At 49.6% G+C, this 20,310-nt stretch carries 21 protein-coding genes; 6 read left to right on the forward strand and 15 right to left on the reverse strand.

The genetic code is table 11. From position 1 onward, the window contains the following. Positions 1-82 precede the first annotated feature (82 nt). From ACYVK4_RS13240 to ACYVK4_RS13255, 4 genes are all read right to left on the reverse strand, one after another. Positions 83-1,978: a YgiQ family radical SAM protein gene (locus ACYVK4_RS13240; RefSeq protein ID WP_461127991.1), complete on the reverse strand. Its 1,896-nt coding sequence runs from the start codon at positions 1,976-1,978 to the stop codon at positions 83-85. 174 nt (positions 1,979-2,152) lie between these two features. After that, positions 2,153-2,749 (reverse strand): c-type cytochrome, encoded by a 597-nt coding sequence (locus ACYVK4_RS13245; protein WP_461127992.1) that lies wholly within the window; start codon positions 2,747-2,749, stop codon positions 2,153-2,155. 343 nt (positions 2,750-3,092) lie between these two features. Continuing rightward, positions 3,093-4,199, reverse strand: coding sequence for a serine hydrolase domain-containing protein (locus tag ACYVK4_RS13250; protein ID WP_461127993.1), 1,107 nt, complete (start codon positions 4,197-4,199; stop codon positions 3,093-3,095). 88 nt (positions 4,200-4,287) lie between these two features. Then, the gene (locus ACYVK4_RS13255; RefSeq protein ID WP_461127994.1) at positions 4,288-4,959 is read right to left on the reverse strand and encodes a porin family protein; all 672 of its coding nucleotides are present in this window, start codon (positions 4,957-4,959) and stop codon (positions 4,288-4,290) included. A 111-nt stretch (positions 4,960-5,070) separates the two neighbouring features. Here ACYVK4_RS13255 and ACYVK4_RS13260 point away from each other — a divergent pair, with 111 nt between their 5' ends. The 4 genes from ACYVK4_RS13260 (at position 5,071) to ACYVK4_RS13275 (ending at position 10,477) form a co-directional block, all read left to right on the forward strand. Further along, positions 5,071-6,006 (forward strand): EamA/RhaT family transporter, encoded by a 936-nt coding sequence (locus tag ACYVK4_RS13260; protein ID WP_461127995.1) that lies wholly within the window; start codon positions 5,071-5,073, stop codon positions 6,004-6,006. 137 nt (positions 6,007-6,143) lie between these two features. Beyond that, positions 6,144-7,220, forward strand: a complete 1,077-nt coding sequence (locus tag ACYVK4_RS13265; RefSeq protein WP_461127996.1) for a formylglycine-generating enzyme family protein — start codon at positions 6,144-6,146, stop codon at positions 7,218-7,220. Between the two features lie 155 nt (positions 7,221-7,375). Continuing rightward, positions 7,376-9,007 (forward strand): ABC-F family ATP-binding cassette domain-containing protein, encoded by a 1,632-nt coding sequence (locus tag ACYVK4_RS13270; protein ID WP_461127997.1) that lies wholly within the window; start codon positions 7,376-7,378, stop codon positions 9,005-9,007. 120 nt (positions 9,008-9,127) lie between these two features. Further along, on the forward strand, positions 9,128-10,477 hold the full coding sequence (locus tag ACYVK4_RS13275; RefSeq protein WP_461127998.1) for a dihydrolipoyl dehydrogenase family protein: 1,350 nt from the start codon (positions 9,128-9,130) through the stop codon (positions 10,475-10,477). A gap of 33 nt (positions 10,478-10,510) precedes the next feature. Here the strand turns inward: ACYVK4_RS13275 and ACYVK4_RS13280 are convergent, their stop codons facing one another. The 11 genes from ACYVK4_RS13280 to ACYVK4_RS13330 all read right to left on the reverse strand — a co-directional run bounded on the left by ACYVK4_RS13280 (position 10,511) and on the right by ACYVK4_RS13330 (position 19,114). Continuing rightward, complete coding sequence (locus ACYVK4_RS13280) at positions 10,511-10,954, reverse strand: (4Fe-4S)-binding protein (protein ID WP_461127999.1); 444 nt, start codon at positions 10,952-10,954, stop codon at positions 10,511-10,513. A gap of 54 nt (positions 10,955-11,008) precedes the next feature. Then, on the reverse strand, positions 11,009-11,434 hold the full coding sequence (locus ACYVK4_RS13285; RefSeq protein ID WP_461128000.1) for an OsmC family protein: 426 nt from the start codon (positions 11,432-11,434) through the stop codon (positions 11,009-11,011). A gap of 116 nt (positions 11,435-11,550) precedes the next feature. After that, positions 11,551-12,189, reverse strand: a complete 639-nt coding sequence (gene pyrE, locus ACYVK4_RS13290) for an orotate phosphoribosyltransferase (RefSeq protein WP_461128001.1) — start codon at positions 12,187-12,189, stop codon at positions 11,551-11,553. Between the two features lie 33 nt (positions 12,190-12,222). Further along, positions 12,223-13,506 carry a hemolysin family protein gene (locus ACYVK4_RS13295; protein ID WP_461128002.1) on the reverse strand — a complete coding sequence of 428 codons (1,284 nt, stop codon included), beginning with the start codon at positions 13,504-13,506 and terminating at the stop codon, positions 12,223-12,225. An 88-nt stretch (positions 13,507-13,594) separates the two neighbouring features. Next, positions 13,595-13,822 carry a hypothetical protein gene (locus ACYVK4_RS13300; RefSeq protein ID WP_461128003.1) on the reverse strand — a complete coding sequence of 76 codons (228 nt, stop codon included), beginning with the start codon at positions 13,820-13,822 and terminating at the stop codon, positions 13,595-13,597. 79 nt (positions 13,823-13,901) lie between these two features. Beyond that, a complete protein-coding gene (gene ccsA / locus ACYVK4_RS13305; protein ID WP_461128004.1) occupies positions 13,902-16,580 on the reverse strand; it encodes a cytochrome c biogenesis protein CcsA in 2,679 nt (892 codons plus the stop codon). An 89-nt stretch (positions 16,581-16,669) separates the two neighbouring features. After that, positions 16,670-17,110 (reverse strand): cytochrome c maturation protein CcmE domain-containing protein, encoded by a 441-nt coding sequence (locus ACYVK4_RS13310; protein WP_461128005.1) that lies wholly within the window; start codon positions 17,108-17,110, stop codon positions 16,670-16,672. Between the two features lie 62 nt (positions 17,111-17,172). Next, a complete protein-coding gene (locus tag ACYVK4_RS13315) occupies positions 17,173-17,427 on the reverse strand; it encodes a CcmD family protein (protein ID WP_461128006.1) in 255 nt (84 codons plus the stop codon). Positions 17,428-17,495: 68 nt separating this feature from the next. After that, positions 17,496-18,155 (reverse strand): cytochrome c biogenesis protein CcsA, encoded by a 660-nt coding sequence (gene ccsA / locus ACYVK4_RS13320; RefSeq protein ID WP_461128007.1) that lies wholly within the window; start codon positions 18,153-18,155, stop codon positions 17,496-17,498. Between the two features lie 77 nt (positions 18,156-18,232). Continuing rightward, positions 18,233-18,907, reverse strand: coding sequence for a heme exporter protein CcmB (locus ACYVK4_RS13325; RefSeq protein ID WP_461128008.1), 675 nt, complete (start codon positions 18,905-18,907; stop codon positions 18,233-18,235). 24 nt (positions 18,908-18,931) lie between these two features. Further along, positions 18,932-19,114, reverse strand: coding sequence for a hypothetical protein (locus tag ACYVK4_RS13330; protein ID WP_461128009.1), 183 nt, complete (start codon positions 19,112-19,114; stop codon positions 18,932-18,934). A gap of 74 nt (positions 19,115-19,188) precedes the next feature. Here ACYVK4_RS13330 and ACYVK4_RS13335 point away from each other — a divergent pair, with 74 nt between their 5' ends. Both ACYVK4_RS13335 and ACYVK4_RS13340 read left to right on the forward strand, forming a co-directional pair. Further along, complete coding sequence (locus tag ACYVK4_RS13335) at positions 19,189-19,953, forward strand: sulfite exporter TauE/SafE family protein (RefSeq protein ID WP_461128010.1); 765 nt, start codon at positions 19,189-19,191, stop codon at positions 19,951-19,953. A gap of 78 nt (positions 19,954-20,031) precedes the next feature. After that, positions 20,032-20,265, forward strand: a complete 234-nt coding sequence (locus ACYVK4_RS13340) for a FeoA family protein (protein ID WP_461128011.1) — start codon at positions 20,032-20,034, stop codon at positions 20,263-20,265. The last annotated feature ends 45 nt before the right edge of the window (positions 20,266-20,310 follow it).

The raw sequence follows: 20,310 nt of genomic DNA on the forward strand, positions 1-20,310 counted from the left end.
TTCTTCAACACAGACCCAATAAGGGTGGCTAAGTTGATGAAGTCGGAATATCCGTTGGGATCGTTCCCGACAAAAAACTGAATTAACGTTTCTTCTTTCCTGAATAGTGTCCCTGATATTTGTTCTTGCCGGAATTCTCATTCCTGGCGCTGCCCAGCAGGCGCTCAGCTAAATCCGGGCGGTTAAGTTTTGTTAAGCGCTTACGAATCCAATCTTTATATTCGGGTTTGTACCAGAAGAAAAAGTTGTTCTGCGCCTGCTTCTCTTCCCGTGTTTTCGCCGTTTTGACTGGCTTAAGTGTATAAGGGTGAACGCCCGAGTAATAGATCACCTCAGCCACTGTCATGGGCGTGGGCGTAAAGTCCTGCACCTGTTCAAGTTGGAAGCCCAGATCTTTGGTTTCAGCCGCCAGATTAGCCATATCCTGCTCCTCGCAACCGGGGTGCGACGAAATGAAGTACGGAATCAGAGGTTGTTTGAGGTTGTACTTCTCCTGAATCTTGTCGTACTTCTGCTTGAACAGCTTGAAGTACTTAAAGGACGGCTTACGCATCACCCGGAGGGTATCGTCCGATGTATGCTCAGGGGCCACCTTCAGTCGACCCGATACATGGCGCGTAACCAGCTGCTCCATGTACTCGTCGTGGTTACCGTCGGCGTTATTCTTATTGAAATCGTCGACCAGCAAATCGTACCGGACACCGGAGCCGACAAACGCTTTTTTAACGTTCGGATTGGCGTCGACCTTGCGGTACAACTCCGTCATAGGCTTGTGCGACGTGTCGAGGTTCGAGCAAATGACCGGGTGAATACAGCTTGGACTTTGGCACCGGGCGCAGATCGACTCATCTTTGCCTTTCATCTTGTACATGTTGGCCGAAGGTCCGCCCAAATCTGAAATGTATCCCTTAAACTCGGGGTGCTTCGTGATTTCGTCCACTTCTTTCAGTACCGATGCTTCACTTCGGGAGGCAACGAATTTGCCCTGGTGAGCTGAAATGGTACAGAAACTACACCCCCCAAAACAGCCACGGTGCATATTGACTGAGAACTTAATCATGTCGTAAGCCGGAATCGGGCCGCGCTTCTTGTATTTGGGGTGGGGGAGACGCGTATAAGGTAAGTCGAACGACTTGTCGATCTCGGCCTCTTCCATCGTTTTGAACGGCGGATTGATGACCAGCACCTGATCGCCTACACCCTGAACGATGCGATTGGCCTGCCACTTGTTCGACTCTACTTCAACGATCTTGAAGTTAGCCGCATATTTGATTTTGTCTTCCAGACAAACCTCATGACTTGCCAGCTCAACAGTGCTCCAGTTGTTATAGTCGCGCAGTTCTTCGCTGGCATCGTGCATAAACGCCACCTGATTAACATTCCGCATCGACGAAAACGGCACGCCTTGCCGAGCCAATTTCAAAATTTCGCGGAGGGGTTGTTCACCCATGCCGTAGACCAACATATCAGCCCCGGCGTCGACCAGAATAGAGGGCATCAACCGATCCTGCCAGTAGTCGTAGTGCGTTACCCGACGCAACGACGCTTCGATACCGCCGAGCAGTACCGGTACGTCTGGATACAACTCTTTTAAAATCTTGGTATAAACGATGGTGGCATAGTCGGGCCGAAAGCCCGCTTCACCACCGGGTGTATAGGAATCATTGGACCGTAAACGTTTGTTGGCCGTGTAGTGGTTGACCATGGAGTCCATGCAGCCAGCCGTGACGCCAAAGAAGTATTTAGGCTTGCCAAATTTCTTAAAATCGCGCAGATCGTCTTTCCAGTTCGGTTGAGCAATAATGGCCACGCGAAACCCTTCGCTTTCCATTATGCGGCCAATCACAGCCGTGCCAAAAGCTGGATGGTCGACGTACGCGTCTCCGGAAACGAGAACGATATCAACTTCATCCCAGCCTCTTTTCTCGACTTCTTTCATCGTCAGAGGCAACCAGTCTGTAAGGGGTCTTTCAATCATGAGTACGTGAAATTTCTACCTCAAAAACACCGAATATGGGAAATGATTCACTTAATGAACAGGAATCGCGAGGCTTTATGCTTTTTCCAGCTGAAATGGACAACGATCAGCCATTGACAAACGGCCTTTTCGACCCATTGGTTGACTAAGCCGAACTCATGCCTTTATGTAATTCTATAATTTGTCAGGGCCAATGGGTTGTGGAACCAGGTTCTCGATGGGTTTACAACTTTTCATGTATGCAAAAATTGCTACCAGGTCTTCCCTTTTCATGTTCGCGTAGTTAGGCCAGGGCATAGGGGGCAGGAGGGGGCGTGCCGTGCGAATACCCTTACTTTTTCCCTCCGTCAGCGCAAGGATGAACTGCTCTTCCGACCAATTGCCAATACCGGTATGGGAAGGGGTTAAGTTGGCTGCAAACGATACCCCCCAGGGACCAACGGCTATGGTATTCATCGGGTTAAATAATACCCAGTCGTTCAGTACATGTTTGGCTACTTTGCCCATCGGCACTTTAGCCGGGTGGCCTGATAAACCCAGGGCCGGGTCAGGAATGGGGCCCTGAGCGGTCATCGTTTTAGGGGCATGGCAGTCAGCACAGCCCATAATCTTAACCAGATACTGGCCTTTCTCTATCTGCGCTTTGGTGTAAGGTGGCTTTTTCGTTTCCCACCTAAGCGCAGTAGGTTCGGGTTTTGCCGTAAACGATACCAGAAGAGCGGTACTTAGAAACAGGATTGCTGCAACAACGAGTACATATTGGTTTTTCATGGTGTTTGGTTAGGATGATTAGTTGGTGAGTGAAGTTTTAGGGCACAATTATTTTGCGACGACAAGCCATACACAATTTCCACAACCGATTAGCCCTTTTGCAAGTAACAGGTTAAGGCTGGCTTACTTGCTGAGTGCTCGATAGCGTAAAAAAACGTTGATGTTGGCTAAGTAGTAATTTTCTTAAATAAAGCTGTCTAAAACAAGGAAATAGACAATTATTCTGGTAAAAGAACCAGTCTTTAAAATACTAATGATGGAATCAGGGAGGTTTGATTAAGACAAACGTATTCCTGTTATGAATACTTACTGGTAGCTGAAAAGTTTTGTTAAACTCCTCTTCTTAAGGCTTATATCCCAAAAAGGTGACGGTTGTCGTGTTGAACCCCATGAACCGGCGGGTCATGTCAGCGATCAGGCCCAATCCATTTTCTGAATTGGTGAAGTAGATGACGGCATCTCCGCGCTGACGATTACCTACTACGTAACATTTGAACGTGCCATTGTCTCCCCAGTGCCAGAAATAATCACCGTTGGTTGTCTGTTCAAGGCCAAAGCCTAAACCCCAGCCGAGCGTAAGGGACAGCGGTTCACCACCTGAAAACGTTTTGGGTAATTTCCCCTGAGAGGACAGCATCTGGTCGACGGTTTCCGGTTTCAGGCCCTGCGACGTCATGACCGCCATAACGAAACGGGCGTAATCATCGGCCGTCGTTTGCAGGGAGTAGGCTGCATTTGCCTGACCGGACTTTGATTTCTCTTCCGCTTCACCCTCCTTAGTGTGCGGGAACGCGAAATCGGTGTCGAACGCTGGACGCCATACGTAACTACTACGAGTCATATGTAAGGGGATAAATACCCGCTCGGTCATAACCTCATCTAACGACTTTCCCGTTACTTTTTCTACAACTTTTTGAAGGTAAACATACCCCTCGCCCGAGTACCCAAATCGTTCACCGGGAGCGGCAATCATGGTTAGTTGGGGTAATCTTCTGTTTTTTCGCCAGTTTGGAAAACCCGTTCGGTGGCTTAATACCATACGCGTTGTAATTTTTTTGTAACGTTCATCTTTCGCAACATCGGGGTAGGGCAGGTATTCGCATAAAGGCCTGTCCAACTCGATCAGTCCTGCCTCAATCAGTTGCAATACGGCATAGGCAAATACGGGTTTGCTCAGGGAGGCCGCATCAAAAACGGTTGCAGACGTGACGCGTTGGGTTGAATCGACTCTAGTCAGGCCATACCCCTTGCTGTAGTGTAGGGTATTGCCCCGAATGATTGCGAGGGATAAACCCGGTATGTGTGTACTATCCATAAGCCGGGTGATGAACGCATCGGTCTGTTGGTTTGACAGTACGGGTTGTAAACGTTGGGAGTTAGCCGAAAGCGTTGAGAGCATAGCCATCAAAAAACCAATCAGACTGTTGGTTCGACTATAGAAAGAACCCATAGAGCAGCGTTTTTTAAATGACAGGATACGAAGACAGGTGTTGCATAAGTTGTTACTATTCGATCGGTATAGTGCGCAGAAAAACCTTCTAAAACGAATAAGCCAGTTGGGTCTGTAGACTCAGTTCAAACGAGGAGTCATTGGTGCTGGCTCCGCCTAACTGCCCCATCTTATACGTCCAGGCGGGTTGAGCCACAAGATTGAACTGGCTCGTCAATTTGTACTGTATTCCGGCCCCCACTAGTAGGTTGAAGATAGGTCGGCGGTTCAGTTCGAGCCGTAAGTATTGGGTTGACTCGCCCGTTCGATCCACTACCACGCGCGACGGAACGGGAATGTCGGTCAGCAGACCGAATGAGAAATAAGGAGAAAGTCGATGAGTAGAGGAGGCATAGTTTAGCAGGATCGGAATACGAACAACCCGTTTTCTAAGGGTAACCGTGCCCTCACCTGCCATCGCTTGTCGGGCCTGTTGGGTGGTGAGTTCGTTAAACCATACCCCCGACGATACCGACCAGCCGGGCGCATAGGTATAATTGAGTGACACCCCCGCCGAGTAGCCCGCCGACCATCGTCGGCCATTCAGGAAAACCGGCTCCACGATCTGCCCATCACTGTTGGGGTAAAAATAGCGCGCACGATACAGGGTGCGGGAAACTGTAGGGACTACCGTTGCCGAAACGGAAAGCGCTTTCTGGCCAAAGGCAAGTGTAGCGGGAATCCATGCAAGCGCGAGAAAAAGACAGCGGATCAGGTGCATACTAGAGCGACCATTTTGAACAGAGTCGATTAAAGAGCCACTAAAGATAAGCGGGCAATGGAAGCGTACTGTAACTTAGCCACTAAATTTACCAACCCGTCACCCCCGCTCATGCTCTTCTTAAGCCTTAGCATTTTGCTTTCGGTATTGCTGCTGCTGAATTTTCGGCTGTTCCCGCGCTATGATATTGACACGTTTCAAGCCATCGTCTTCAATTATCCGGTCTGTTTCATCACAGGATTCCTGCTGTTACCGACTGGTCAGTCGTTTTCCATTGATTTCTCGCAGACATGGACCTGGCTGGCGCTTGGGCTGGGAGTGGGCTTCATTCTGACCTTTCTTTTGTCGGGAGCTTCCACGCAGCGGACGGGCATTACGGCTACGTCACTCGCCAATAACCTGTCGCTGGTTATCCCCGTGTGTTTTAGCCTGTTCGTTTTTCAGACGGGCCGGGCCGGGGCATTCGATGCACTGAACTATCTTGGTCTGTTGCTGGCCCTGATAGCGGTAGGGTTGAGTACCTATAAAAAAGAAACGCCTGCTGACCCGGTGGAAGGCCAGATGGTGCCAACACCAAAGCGACTAGGAATAAATGTGCTGTTGCCGGTTGCCGTATTTCTGTTTTACGGCGCCACCAACACGATGATTAATTACATGAATCTGCGCTTTATACCCTCTGCCGACAAAACGGTTCAGGTGACGCTAACTATGGTTGTTGGCGCCATTGCCGCCGGACTGGTCATGCTGGGCGTACGGATAATCCAGGGCAAAGAACGAATTCAAATCAGGAGTCTGGTTGGTGCAGTAACCCTCGGCGTGCCTAATTTTTTGAGTTTTTATACCCTGTTACTCGCCTTGTCAGCGTTTGGAAGTAACGGGGCTTTTGTTTATCCAATTTATAATATTGGTGTTATCCTGCTGGCTGCACTTGTCGCGGCTTTGTTCTTTCGGGAGCACTTATCGACTGCCAACAAGCTGGGTCTTGGTCTGGCCGTGGTAGCCATCGGCTTAATTTCGTGGCAGGAACTAGCCAAAGTTTTAGCTTAAGAACTAGTAGACCGTAGTGCTTCCAAAAGTAAAAAATACCTGGAAAATCGCTTTGGGCGATGATGATACGGAGGAAAGAGAGGATGTTTAAGGAAGAGGAGACGCTCTTCGTAGCCTGGAAAGTAATTTGTAAGACTATGTTGAAGACCTGTACGGGCCTGGTGCTTTTTGCCGGGCTGATGGCGTGTAACTCCAATAACGAATCGGCAGCCGACCAAAAACGGGCAGCTGATTCAGCGGCTGCCTGTGTGGCCAAGGGAATGCCCTCCCGGTCGGCCGCTATTCGTCAGTCAACAGTTGGTACGGTAGCGGGCCCTGGCAGCACAGCTGGAATGGTTCTGATTCCCGGCGGTACATTTTTGATGGGCGCCGATGAGTTTCCCGATGCCCGGCCCGTCCATTCTGTAACGATAAACGGTTTCTGGATGGATGAGCATGAAGTGACCAATGCTGAATTTGCCCGCTTTGTGGCCGAGACACATTACGTAACCGTGGCTGAACGTCCACTGAATCCGGCCGATTATCCTGAAGTTCCGCCTGAGCAACTGGTGCCGGGTTCGGCGGTCTTCACACCACCATCTCAGAAGGTATCGCTGGCTAATCCGCTGCAGTGGTGGACCTACGTAAAAGGCGCTAGCTGGAATCAACCCTATGGCCCTAAAAGCAGTATAAAAGGGCACGAGAACGAGCCGGTCATCCATGTGAGTTATGAGGATGCCAGCGCCTACGCTAAATGGGCTGGAAAGCGTCTGCCTACTGAAGCCGAATGGGAGTTTGCCGCACAGGGCGGAAAAGGAAACCGAACCTATTATTGGGGTAATGACTTAAAGCCTTCGGGTAAGTGGATCGCCAATATTTATCAGGGCGACTTTCCGGCGAAGAACACAACCGAAGATGGATTTGCCGGTGCTGCCCCAGTGAAATCATTCCCCGCCAATCCGTACGGGCTATACGATATGGACGGGAATGTATGGGAATGGTGCCAGGATTTATACCGTCCTGATTATTACGCTAAATCACCCAAAAATGATCCGCAGGGGCCAACGGATAGTTATGACCCTGAGGAGCCGGGTGCCGTAAAGCACGTTCAGCGGGGCGGCTCTTTTCTGTGCAGTGACCAGTATTGTATTCGCTATAAAGCCGGAAGCCGGGGTAAGGGCGAAGTTGCCAGCGGAAGCAATAACCTCGGTTTTCGCTGCGTACGGGATAAATAAAAGAAGGGAACACAGCGGAGACAGATGCTTATGATACGCACTAATAAAAGCCGTGTAAATCATAAGAATCTGTCTCTGCTGTGTTCTATATTTTACCCCGGATTCCCGCCAAAATTTCGTATCTTTGCGGCTCAATCTGAAAAGGGAATTACAACATGGTATCGGTTCAAAACGTCTCACTGCGCTATGGTAAGCGGGTGCTTTTCGATGACGTCACTATAAAATTTACATCCGGCAACTGTTATGGCGTCATTGGCGCTAACGGAGCGGGTAAATCAACGTTTCTGAAAATATTATCGGGCGAAATTGAGCCACAAACAGGGTCAGTATCCATGACACCCGGCGAACGGATGTCGGTGCTGAGCCAGAATCAATCCGCCTTCGATGAGTTTCCGGTTCTGCAAACCGTCATCATGGGCAACAAACGCCTGTATGACATCATGCAGGAAAAAGATATTCTTTACGCAAAAGAAGAGTTTACGGATGCCGACGGTGAGAAAGCCGCCGAACTCGAAACGGAATTTGCGGAAATGAACGGCTGGGATGCGGAGTCGGATGCCGCCAGCCTGCTGTCGGGACTTGGTATCAAGGAAGACATGCACTATACGTTGATGAGTGATATCAACGGCTCGGAGAAGGTTCGTGTGCTGCTGGCACAGGCCCTGTTCGGTAGTCCCGATGTGCTGTTGCTTGACGAGCCGACAAACAACCTCGATGTTGAATCGGTGTTGTGGCTCGAAAACTTCCTGGCTAATTTCAAAAACACGGTCATTGTCGTTTCTCACGACAGGCACTTCCTGGATCAGGTCTGTACGCAGATCGTAGACGTCGATTTCAGTAAGGTTAAGCTCTTCGCCGGTAACTATTCGTTCTGGTATGAGTCGAGCCAGCTGGCCCTGAAACAACGGCAGGATCAGAACAAGAAGACTGAAGATAAACGCAAAGAACTGGAGGAGTTCATTCGTCGGTTCTCGGCCAATGCATCGAAATCCAAGCAGGCTACCAGCCGGGGCAAGCTGCTCGAAAAACTGACGCTTGAAGATATTCAACCTTCGTCGCGCAAGTATCCTTACGTGAACTTCAAGGCAGAGCGCGAGCCCGGCGACCAGATCCTGACGGTCGAAAACCTGACCTACACCGCGGAAGACGGCACGAAGCTGTTCGAAAACCTGTCGTTCACCATGAACAAGCAGGATAAGATTTTCCTGTTCAGCCGCGATGGTCTGGCCGTTTCGGCGTTGCTGGATATTCTGGCTGGCGAGCGTAAAGCTGACTCAGGAACGTTTCGCTGGGGAGTTACCATTACGATGTCGTATTTTCCAACTGATGCTGAAAAAGAGAAATTTTTCCAGACCGACCTTAACCTGGTCGATTGGTTGCGGCAGTATTCGGTGGAGAAAGATGAAAGCTTTATCCGTGGATTCCTGGGCCGTATGCTATTCTCGGGGGAAGAGTCTCTCAAGAAGGCTACCGTATTGAGCGGGGGTGAAAAAGTGCGCTGCATGTTATCTCGCATGATGCTGTCGGGCGCTAACCTGCTGATGCTCGACGAACCAACGAACCACCTCGATCTCGAATCCATCGAGTCGCTTAACAACGGTCTGATCGACTTCAAGGGGCCAATCTTGTTTACGTCACACGATCACCAGTTCGTGCAGACGGTTGCAAACCGCATTATTGAGATCACCCCGGCGGGTATTCTGGATAAACTCATGACCTACGATGAGTACCTCACAGACGACCGTGTAAAAGCGCAACGCGAAGAGTTGTACGAGGCTGTGGCCTAGACTGATATATAAATATATTTGGGTAAAACGTGGCTGGTTCATTCGAATCAGCCATTTTTTTTAGCCGGTGAGGCAGGTTTTGGTGTTATATCCATTTACCATTCACTCGTTTTTATTGCTATGCCTGTTTTTGATTTGATTGTTATCGGTACTGGTTCTGCTGGTTCCACGGTTGCCCAAGCTGCCCGCAAAGCCGGTAAATCGGTGGCGATCATTGATAAGTTACCCTTCGGCGGAACCTGCTCCCAGCGGGGATGCGACCCCAAAAAAGTACTTGTGGGCGCTGCTGAGCTGGTTGCCCGTTCTGAACAACTGACGGGAAAGGGCATTGATAAGCCGGTAACCATCGACTGGTCTGACCTGATGCGCTTCAAAAAAACGTTTACCAATCCGGTGCCCGAACGAACACAAGTGAAATTCTCTGATCTGGGTATTCAGACGTTCCAGGGCAGCGCTTCGTTCGTATCTGCCAATACAGTTCGTGTCAATTCAGAGGAGTTAACGGCCAAACACATTGTTCTGGCAACCGGTCAGCGACCTCAACCGCTCAATATACCGGGTGAGGAGCTGCTTATTGACAGTACCGGATTTCTCGATTTACCGAAACTCCCGGCTAAACTTGTTATGGTGGGCGGAGGCTATATTGCCTTTGAGTTTGCTCATATTGCCGCTCGTGCAGGTGCCCTTGTCACGATCATACACCAGGGAAAACATCCACTGGAGGGCTTTGACGTCGATTTGGTGGAACTATTGGTCAAGGCTATGGAATCCATTGGCATCCGTATTATTCTGGAAGCAGAGGTTAAGGCCGTCAAGAAAAAAGCTGGTGGTTTGACAGTTGTTTATACGCAAAAAGACAAGCAGCACAGCGTCTCGGCCGAAGTGGTCGTTCATGCCGCCGGACGAGTAGCCGATGTCGCTGAACTGGAGCTGGATAAAGCGGGTGTTTTGATGGGGAAAAAGGGAATTAGTGTTAACGAATACCTGCAAAGTACGTCCAACCCAGCGGTTTATGCCTGTGGCGACGTGGCCGAAAAGGGATTACCCCTTACGCCACTGGCTTCTTATGAAGGAAATATCGTAGCTGAAAATATTCTCCACGGTAATTCCAAAACATACGAAGACAGGCTAACCCCAACGGCTGTCTTTACCATCCCAACTCTGGCTTCGGTTGGCCTGACCGAAGAACAGGCCCAAGAAAAAGGGATTGACGTAAAGGTGGCCTTTCAGGCAACGAGTGACTGGTATACCAGCAAACGTATCAACGAATCGTATGCTGCTTTTAAAACACTGGTCGATCCCCAAACGGATCAACTAATTGGTGCCCATTTGCTGGGTGCAGGCTGTGAAGAAGTCATCAACCTATTTGCTCTGGCCATGAGTCACCAGATTACAGCTAAAGCTCTGGGAAGTACGCGGTTCATTTACCCCACCCATGGGTCAGACCTCAGTTCAATGCTGCCTGAGTGATGATATCTGGAAATTGAAATAAGGATCCAGCTATCAGCCAACAAATCCAATTTTTAAATGTGACCCATCGCAGTAAGGCTTATTGCTGCTGGCTCCACATCGGCAGAAAGCGGTAACCTTATTTTTCTTCGTTTCCTGCCCGTCAGCACTCTTAACGGTTAAATTACCATAAACCAGCAGTGGTCCATTGGGCATGGGTTCCACCAGACTTTCGGCTTGTATTTGTTCGGGTTGCACATTGGCTTCGTTACGAAAATAACTTAATGCCTTCGACGGACATCGGTCAACCTGCCCGGCGATTCGCTCGGTGGGGGCTCCCTCCATCTTCACCCAGGGCCGATCCCTCGGGTTAAAGACTTCGGTCAGTTGCGTCCAGCATAGCTTCGAGTGAATGCAAACAGCGGGTTTCCAGACCACTGTAATCTCGCCGTTGGTGTACGTTTTCGTAATGTCGGGGGTTGGGGTTGAGTCAGCCATAAGAGGAGAGCTATAGGTATATCGGGCGGCAGGAACGTATCAGGCCAACGAACATTAATCGGATACGTCTGGCTGTTGGGCTATATTCTCAATGATAATCGTCTCAAAATCAATTGGATTCTTCAGCGTACGATGAACGGGGCATCGGTCGGCTATCTCTACCAACCGGGCCCGTTGCTCATCGGATAAGTCGCCGTTCAGAATTAGTTTCATGACAAAGAGCGACCGCTGCTGGACCGTGTCGCTGGTGAATTCCACATGGGCAACGGCAGACTCAAGCGGCCACCCTTTTCGGTCGGCATACATGCGCACAGTCATAACAGTACAGGCCGCCAGAGAGCCAGCTAATAACTCACTTGGCCCCATACCCCGATCCTGACCACCTAAGTCTGACGGTTCATCGGCGACAATCACCTGCGAAGACGTTGACAGATGCGTTTCGTACGGAATTCGTTCGATTCGGGCGGTTATCAGGGCCATAGCCTTATCGTTGTTTATATTAAACCTATTGGTTGAGCATGTTAAACGTACTGACTGGAGACTGTCAGACAGTCCTCGTCACCCATTCCGTTCATGTAACACCCATTACCCAATCACTACTGGCCCCACTGTGCCGGATTCTGCCGCCACGCGGCCAGCGACTCCATCGCTTCGTCCGGAATATAATCCAGTGCTTTGGCTTCCAGCAGGAGGGCGTCGTAGTTGCTCAGACAAATGAGCGGTACGTTCTTATTGGCAAAATTCTGATCGGCAACCGGGAAGCCATAGGTAAAGATGGCAGCCATGCCCAGCACCTCGGCACCTGCGGCCTGTAGTGCATTTACCACCTTTAGGGAACTGCCACCCGTAGAAATCAAATCTTCGATAACGACTACGCGTTGACCACTCGTTAAATGCCCTTCAATTTGCTTGCCCATCCCGTGCGATTTTGGCTCGGGCCGGACATAGCAGTAGGGGATACCCAGTACATCGGCAACTAATGCACCTTGTGGAATGCCTGCGGTGGCCACACCGGCGATGACTTCAACAGATGGAAAACGCTGTCGTATGGCGTCGGCCAGTGCATTTTTGATATAAGTTCGTACTTCAGGGTAAGCCAGCGTAACCCGATTGTCGCAATAGATGGGAGATTTCCAGCCCGAACTCCAGGTAAACGGTTCGTTTGGCTTAAGCCGGACAGCCTGTACCGCCAGCAAATGCCGCGCTACGGTTCGTTGAATAGACGATTGACTCACGAGTTAACAATAAAAAATAAACGTAATGGTGGATTATTCTTTGTTTATATGGACTTTCACGGTATCGATCCGGGTGCCGTCCATCGAGACAATAGTAAATGTAAAAGGTGCGAATTCAATAACTTCACCCACTTGAGGGACATCTTCGTGGGTCTCCAGAATCAACCCACCAAGTGTATCGTATTGGGTCGACTCGGGTATGCTCCAGTCATAGGTTTTGTTCAGGTCTTCAATTTCATGCCGCGCACTTAGCAACCAGTTTGATTCATCGAGCTGCTGGTCGACCCAGTCTTCGTTGGTGTCATACTCGTCCTGAATCTCGCCGAAGATCTGCTCAACCATATCTTCAACGCTTACGATTCCCGCCGTCCCGCCAAACTCGTCGACAACGAGGGCCAGACTTTTGCGTTCCGATAAAAAGCGCAGCAGTAAATCCTGAGCAGGCATGGTCTCCGGCACGACAATAATCGGGGTGATGATCTGTTCGACGGTGGCAGGTTTTTTGAATAGCGCCAGGGCATGGCAGTAGCCAATAACATCGTCGATCGTGTCCCGATAAACAACAATTTTGGAGTGACCGCTGTCCTGAAAAGCCTGTCGTAGTTCTTCAACGGTATCATCCACGGCGATGGCCGTAATTTCGGTGCGTGGGACCAAACAATCCCGCACGCGAACATCCCGAAATTCGATTGCGTTATTAAAAATCTGGGTGTCTACCTCTACCTCCTTTTCAGCATCCTGTTTTTGGTTGAGCTGCTGTAAGTAATGGTTAAGGTCGGTGAGACCGAAAACAGGTCGGATTTCCGGATTCTTTTTGCGCAGGACATACCGGATAAAAAAACGTGCTGTGCCAACCAGCACGCGCACAATTGGGGCAATCATTTTGAAAATAACCCAAAGAGGTACGGCCAGTGCTTCCAGAAACCGATCGGGGTGAATAAGGGCCAGACTTTTAGGGATGTAGTCCGCTAAGGGAAGGAAGATGACCGTCAGGATGATGGTCTCAATGCCAATAAAGACAAACTCATGAGCGGCCCAACTGGCTGGTAAAACAACCGCCAGCAGTGGATTGAGGACCGTTACGCCCAAAACCGTATACAGCACCAGAAAAAGCGTATTGCCGGTCAGCGTGGTTCCGACAAATAAAATGGGGTTTTTTAGGAAACTGGATACGAGCTTTTCACTTAACGGCCCCTGTTTGCTGTGTAATTCAAAATATAACCGGTTTACAGATACATAGGCCATTTCAACTGCCGAAAAAAAACCGGCAAGTACGAGGGCAAGCAAAGCACCGAACAAAAGGGCGTATGGTTCCAACGGGGGGTTAAGGTTTATACATGAAGTTTACCGGTTGGAGTCAATAGATGCGCCAGCGTCTAAAAACCTTAAGCGGAAAACCAGTTCACTATTTCTTTTTCTTCTTTCGATTGTCGATCATCTGCTTGATGGTGGGCGAAACCGCTTTCTCCCGCTCCAGTCGTTTGTTGCGAACATACTGAAAAGCCAGCAGGAACGACAAAAACATCATAAGTAGCCAATAGCTATCGCCAAAACTGGTTCGTTGGTATTCGGCGATCCAGATGACCAGAAAACCAGCGGCAGCCGCCAGGAGGAGAATTTCCGGAAGTTTCATAAGGTCTATTTACAAATTCACGGTATTGGGTTTACGGACAAAATTAACCGTAAACTCAATACCGTGAACAACCCATTCGTTAGGCGGTCTTGCTGCGCATCTTGTTAATTTCCCGATACCGCCGAATGGTGGCAATCAGGAAGCCAATCACAACGATCAGAGTACCGATCCAAAGAATGTTGATAAGCGGTTTTTCAATGGCTTTCATGACGATGTAGTCACGTTGCGTTCGGTTGACGGCAAAGGTGAATTTTCCTGTGCGGGGGTCAATTTCGTTCAGCTGAATGCGAACACCCAACTCATCACTTACTTCGGCGGGATGGGCCACCATTCGGTCTTTGATAACGAAAGCCGGATTGAGTGTGTATTCGCCATTCTTGTCAAACACCCGAACCTTGGCGCGGACGGCTGCATCGGCATCACCAATCTGCATACCTTCTACTTCATTCGTTCGGGCTACATCGTCCAGAACGGCTACGTAGTCATTCAAAAAGAACGTGTCTTTAATGGCAACGCTAAACGTCTCTGTCTTCTCCCAGGTGTTCTCGGCGTCAGGATCCGGTACCGACGATACGTATGTATACATATCCCGGTCGGTCTTGTGCCGGATATCCGGAGAGGCTAGCAGACCCATGCGTTCGTTTACCTGAGCACGTGGGTAAAGGCTAAAGGTTTTTCCACTCGGTTCACGGTACTCGACTTCGTAGTATGTGTTTTCCGGATATAGTGCCAGGGTGTCTCCTTTTTTGTGGTACACTTTCCCGTTCTGCTCAAGGTCGCGCAGGGCAACACCGTGGAAATCTCCCTCAATTACCTCGACATCTTTGCGTGGGATATAGCCCGGCATATCGCGGGCTTCAATACGCCGACCGCGGTAGGTGAGCTGATAAGGACCCATTTGCTCGGATTGATTGAGCCAGAGAAGCTTGTTCTCCTTATTCTGTTTGTTGTTATCTTTCGTAAACTCTTCCTGTTTTGAAATAAGCAGACCGCTGTTATTTATCGATACGACTTTGGTGTAGCCCGACGAGTACAGAATGCCTATGAGCATCAGCGCCATGCCAATGTGCGAGATGGCCCCGCCCGACAGTCGGTAGTTACCCCGCACAACGTCCAGAAGAATTGCTCCATTGGTCATCAGTGCAAAGACCGAAGCCACCAGCAACGCCATATAAACCGGGTTCTTCATGCCGCCAAACGTGATCAGAGCCGCACTAAGCAACAATGTCAGAATGCCCGGTGTGATGAGGGAATCCCATTTTTTATTCTCCAGCTTACGCCACCACATATACTGACCAACGCCGGTCAGGAGGGCGATAGCCACAAAGAACCAGATTTGAAATTTGCTGTAGTGACTGACCTGATCGGCGGGGAGCGCCAGGTTCGACACTTTACCGAACGATTCCAGGATTTTATTATAGACCGGGATCGAGGTTGTGGCTATGACCTGAAAAGCGGCCAGACAGAGCACGGTAGCGCCAATAAACACCCAGAATTCTTTCGTATAAACAGACGCTTCTTCTTTGTCAGCCGGTATATATTTCCACTTACTGGCTGCCAGAATTACCGCCAGGACGACGAAGGCCAGGAGGTACAATAATAGCTGTCCCGACAAACCTAAGTCGGTGAAGGAGTGAACGGATGCATTGCCCAGAATACCGCTTCTCGACAAAAACGTCGAATACAGAATCAGGATAAACGTAGAGATCGTCAGGATAATCGCCATTTTGAGGCCCGTCGAACTACGTTTGGCAATGAGCATGGTATGGAGCGCGCCCACCAGCACAAGCCAGGGGACATACACGGCATTTTCGACCGGGTCCCAGTTCCAGTAGCCTTCAAAGTTTAGGGTTTCGTAAGCCCAATAGCCACCCATCATGACACCAACGCCCAGCACCATGCCGCCAATGAGCGTCCAGGGAAGAGCAGGGCGAATCCATTCGAGGGGTTGGTTACGCCACAAGCCGGCAATGCAATAAGCAAAAGGCACCAGACTCAGGGCAAAACCAAGGAAGAGTGTTGGCGGGTGAATGACCATCCAGTAGTTCTGAAGCAGCGGGTTAAGCCCATTACCGTCTTTGGGGACGAACGTTGGATCGGCCGTAAAAATGGGCGCATCGGGCATCGCTTCTGTCAGCAGCAGAAACGGCGAGGAACCCACCTTGAACGTATCGCCAAAGATCACCCCTAAAATCATGGAGGCAAGAAACGCCTGTACCAAGGCGAAGACCGCCATCATGGGCGCTTCCCACTGTCGTGACAAGGCATTTTTGCCACTGGTACGAATCAGAATTGCCCCAATGACGGCATTCCAGAATAACCAAAGTAAGAAAGACCCCTCCTGTCCCTCCCAGAAACATGAAATCATGTACTGAACCGGCAAGGCCAGCGACGAGTGACTCCAGGCGTAGTGGTATTCGAAGTAGTGGTTATAGATGATATAAAACAGGCTCGATGCTACTCCAATGACTGCCGCACCGTGAATATAGAAAGCCCATCGGGCCAGCGTGCGCCAGTCGTCCTTATCGGCCTGGGCTGACTGAATTGTTCGGCTGGCCGGGCTTTTGTGTTTGGCTTTTTTATTGCCCAAAGTGGCTTCACCGGCATAGGCCAGTTGCGGCTCTTCAATGGCTTCAACGCCTGCCGTTTTACCCCAGCCTAGTGCTGAGAAGAAATAGGCGACCGTTGCCACCAGAGCGGTAACAAACGAAAGAATAACGAAAAAATGGCCGAGTTGCCCGACTGTGGTATGTATCATGAATTGAATGAGAGAATCGTTGAGTGAATGAATGAGCGAATGCACTGACTCACCGCCGGAGCGGAATGGTCATTCAATCATGCAGTCAATTACAATTGTGCCGTTTTCGCTTCGTGTTCAGTTGTCTCCAGCTTGCCATCCTGGTATTTGGATGGGCACTTCAGCAAAATCTTGTTGCACTGGAAGTGATCGCCCTGCATGGCACCAATAATGACAATCTGCTCTGATCGATCGAAATCCTGCGGTTTCGGACTGTTGAAGACTACTTTTTGGGCCCGGTTGTCATTATCAACGAGTGTGAACTCGAAGTGATTCGGGTCAATGGCCGGATTGTAAAGCATATCGGTGATCCGGCCCTGGGCATCTTTTTGAACCTTGCCTACCACGTGAATCATTTTATCGTCGCCGTCTTTGGCAAGCTCAGAAGCCTGTTTGAACGTAACGTAGGAACTCGCGTCACCCGCCGTGGCAACAATGATACCGATAGCTAAAGCAATGACGACAATACCGAAAATATGGGAAAGTTTCATATTGGTTAAACTGGTTTTCAGACGGTGACCTGTCGTTTTAACGGCTAGCCACAAAAAATGAACTACAAACTATAATCCTTCTTTTTTTCCTTTACTTCTTTTTCAAGTTTCCCAATCTGGCGGTCAAGGCGAACCAGATACGTGATAATGCCAATGAATACCGCCGATATGACGGCTACTACCACCCAGATCTTACCATCGGCACGAAGCCGGTCGGCCATTTCGACACCCGACGAAGCCGGTTGTTGCGCCATGATGGTTTGGCTTATCAGTAACAGAGTTGCCAGAAGGGAACAGAATCGGGTAGGCAGTCGCATTGTCGTACGAAGTAGTTAGAAAAATAACGCAAAAGTAAGGGTAATCATTCCGAAAATAGCACATGACTTTAGTCATCCAAAGCAGCTTTCATTCGTCGGTACCGAACGCTTAATTCAGATATCCAGACGCCCATGAGAATGAAGCCAATAATGGCCGGATAGAAAACCATCCGCATCCGATTGTCCATATCATATTTGCCGAAAGCCGGGTTGCCACCGTTGCCGGGATGCAACGAGTCGGTCAGGCGCGGAACGATAAAAATAAGGGGAATGAAAACCGCAAAGGCGAAGATGTTATAGACCGCCGATATCCGTGCCCGTCGCTGCTCGTCATCAAATGAGCCGCGTAGAATCAAATAGGCCAGATACATGAGCATACCAACGGCCACACTGTTTAGTTTGGGGTCGTTGGGCCAGGGCTCCCCCCAGGTGAAGTTAGCCCAAATTGAGCCGGTCAGGCAACCCAGTAGGCCAAACAGGATGGCTGTATTGGCAAATTCAACCGCCACCAGGTCATCGTCTAAACGACCACTCCGCAGGTATCGGATGGAATAAACGGCTGATGTTAACAGTAGCACGAGCATGCTGAACCAGAGAGGTACGTGGAAATACACGTTACGGATACTCTCATTCAGAATAGGCTGACGGGGAACAACGCCCAGGAGCCCCTGCAAAATCACATACGTCAGAATCAGGACGGCCAGTGCCTTCCACCAATTTTTTTTCATTGTTCAGAGCGGGTGAACCCCCACTTTTTAAGTCACAAAAGCGGGTTTCCCCGCAACCACGGGCTGCCCGCCATACATTAGCTCCGCCATAAAAACGGAAATAACAACCACGAAAGTGTCAGGACAATAGCATCAATGGCCAGTATGGTGCCCATTTCGCTCCAGCTTACACTTCGATCGAGGCCATCGAGGGCATTTTTCGATACCTTAAGCAGCATTAATAAAAGGGGCAGAATGATCGGAAAGCTGAGTACCGCCATCAGCGTTGCCGGGTTTTCTGCTTTGCTGGCAATGCCCGAAACCAGCGTTAAAGACGACGCAAACCCAATAGCTCCAAGCAGTAGGGTGAGCAAATACAGCGGCACATCCTGCACCAGATTGCCGAGAACAAAGGCGTAAACACCAAATCCCAAAAAGGCCAGAGCCAGCATCAGAACCGTATTGTAAAGAATCTTCGAGAGAATAATCTGCTGCGGACTGGCCAGGGTGTAATAATACAATTGGCGTCCGGCGCGCTCCTGAACAAAACTTTTGGCGATGGCATTAATGGCCGTAAATAGTAAGATGATCCAGAAAAGTGTATTCCAGACAATGGGTGTCAGTTGACCACGCCGGGCGTTAAAGCTCAGGTAACAGACAAATACTGCTCCTACTATATATAACAGCATACCATTGAGCGCGTAGCGTTGCCGCCACTCCAGCAGAAACTCTTTCCGCATCAACGCGCTCAACTGCCGTACCGATTCTGTCATGCTTCGTCTAGTAATGCTGCAAATTTACGGTGCAATGCTGATGCGAAAAAGAAATAGTTTCAGGTTATGATCAGCAAACATGTCGTTTGGCTGGTATTCAGCCTGAAGCAGACTTCGTGCAGCGTCTATACGGTCTGCTTCATCTTTATTGATTATTTCAGACGGCTGATGCGTATTTTTGTGCTTTCCAGAATGGCGGGCTGTCATGAACAAGTTGGAATGGCTACCCAACGTGCTGCCCATACAGGATTGTTATACAAAAGAAGAATGCACGTTTTTTAATGGATTATTCGACTGTTCTGGTGCTTTGCGGGTTTTCGTTTCTGGCGGGTTTTGTCGATGCAATTATTGGTGGGGGAGGGCTGATCCAGACACCCGCCATGCTTTTTACGCTCCCGCAGTATCCGGTGCCTACACTCATTGGTACCACAAAAATTCCTTCTATGTTTGGTAGCCTGATGGGGGCTTTTCAATACAGCCGACGGGTAGCGGTTGCCGGTCGATTCGTTGGTCCCATGATGGCCATTGCTTTTGGTGCTTCCTGGCTTGGCTCCTGGACACTCAATCGGGTACCCAACACTTTCATGAAACCACTGGCGCTGATCATTCTCGTTGGCGTCTTCATCTATACGTTCCTCAAAAAAGATTTCGGTCAGGTATCCCTGGGGATAACAACACCTGCTCAGCAACGGGCACGGATGTGGATTATGGGTGTTTGTATCGGGTTCTACGACGGTTTTTTCGGCCCGGGCACCGGGAGTTTTCTGGTACTGGGCTTCATTACGCTGATTGGTTTCGATTTCCTGAAAGCCAGCGCCCACGCCAAACTTGTCAATGCATCTACCAATCTGGCTAGTACGCTATTTTTCGTAAGCGAGGGAAAAATTTTATATCAACTTGCATTTCCAATGGCTTTTGCCAACCTGTCAGGGGCGTTCCTGGGGGCAAGACTGGCGATTTTGAAGGGGAACCGGTTTATACGGGTGTTCTTCCTGATCCTGATTGTCCTGACGATTGTCAGGTTTGCGTATGATTTGATGAGATAGATTTGCATGAATAAACTTTCCGTTGTAATCTTGTGTTAATTAAACTGAATCTAAATAAAGATTAGCCTCATTAAGACCATGAGCAGACGTAGCGTAGCGGACCTGAAAATTGGAGAACGAGCCACCATTGAGTCGTTCAATAATCAATTGATGTCGCTTAAACTGCTCGAAATGGGCTGCTTACCCGGCGCGGAAGTGTGCTTGCACAGCAAAGCACCGCTCGGTGATCCCATCTGTCTAAACGTAGCCGGGTACTGCCTGGCCATGCGGAAGTCTGAAGCGGCCACCATCCTGATTCAGAATGAGGATTAATTGTATTTAATCGTGCGGATGGCACCGCCCTGATGCGTACTGTTT

The sequence above is a fragment of the Spirosoma aerophilum genome (assembly GCF_054782495.1).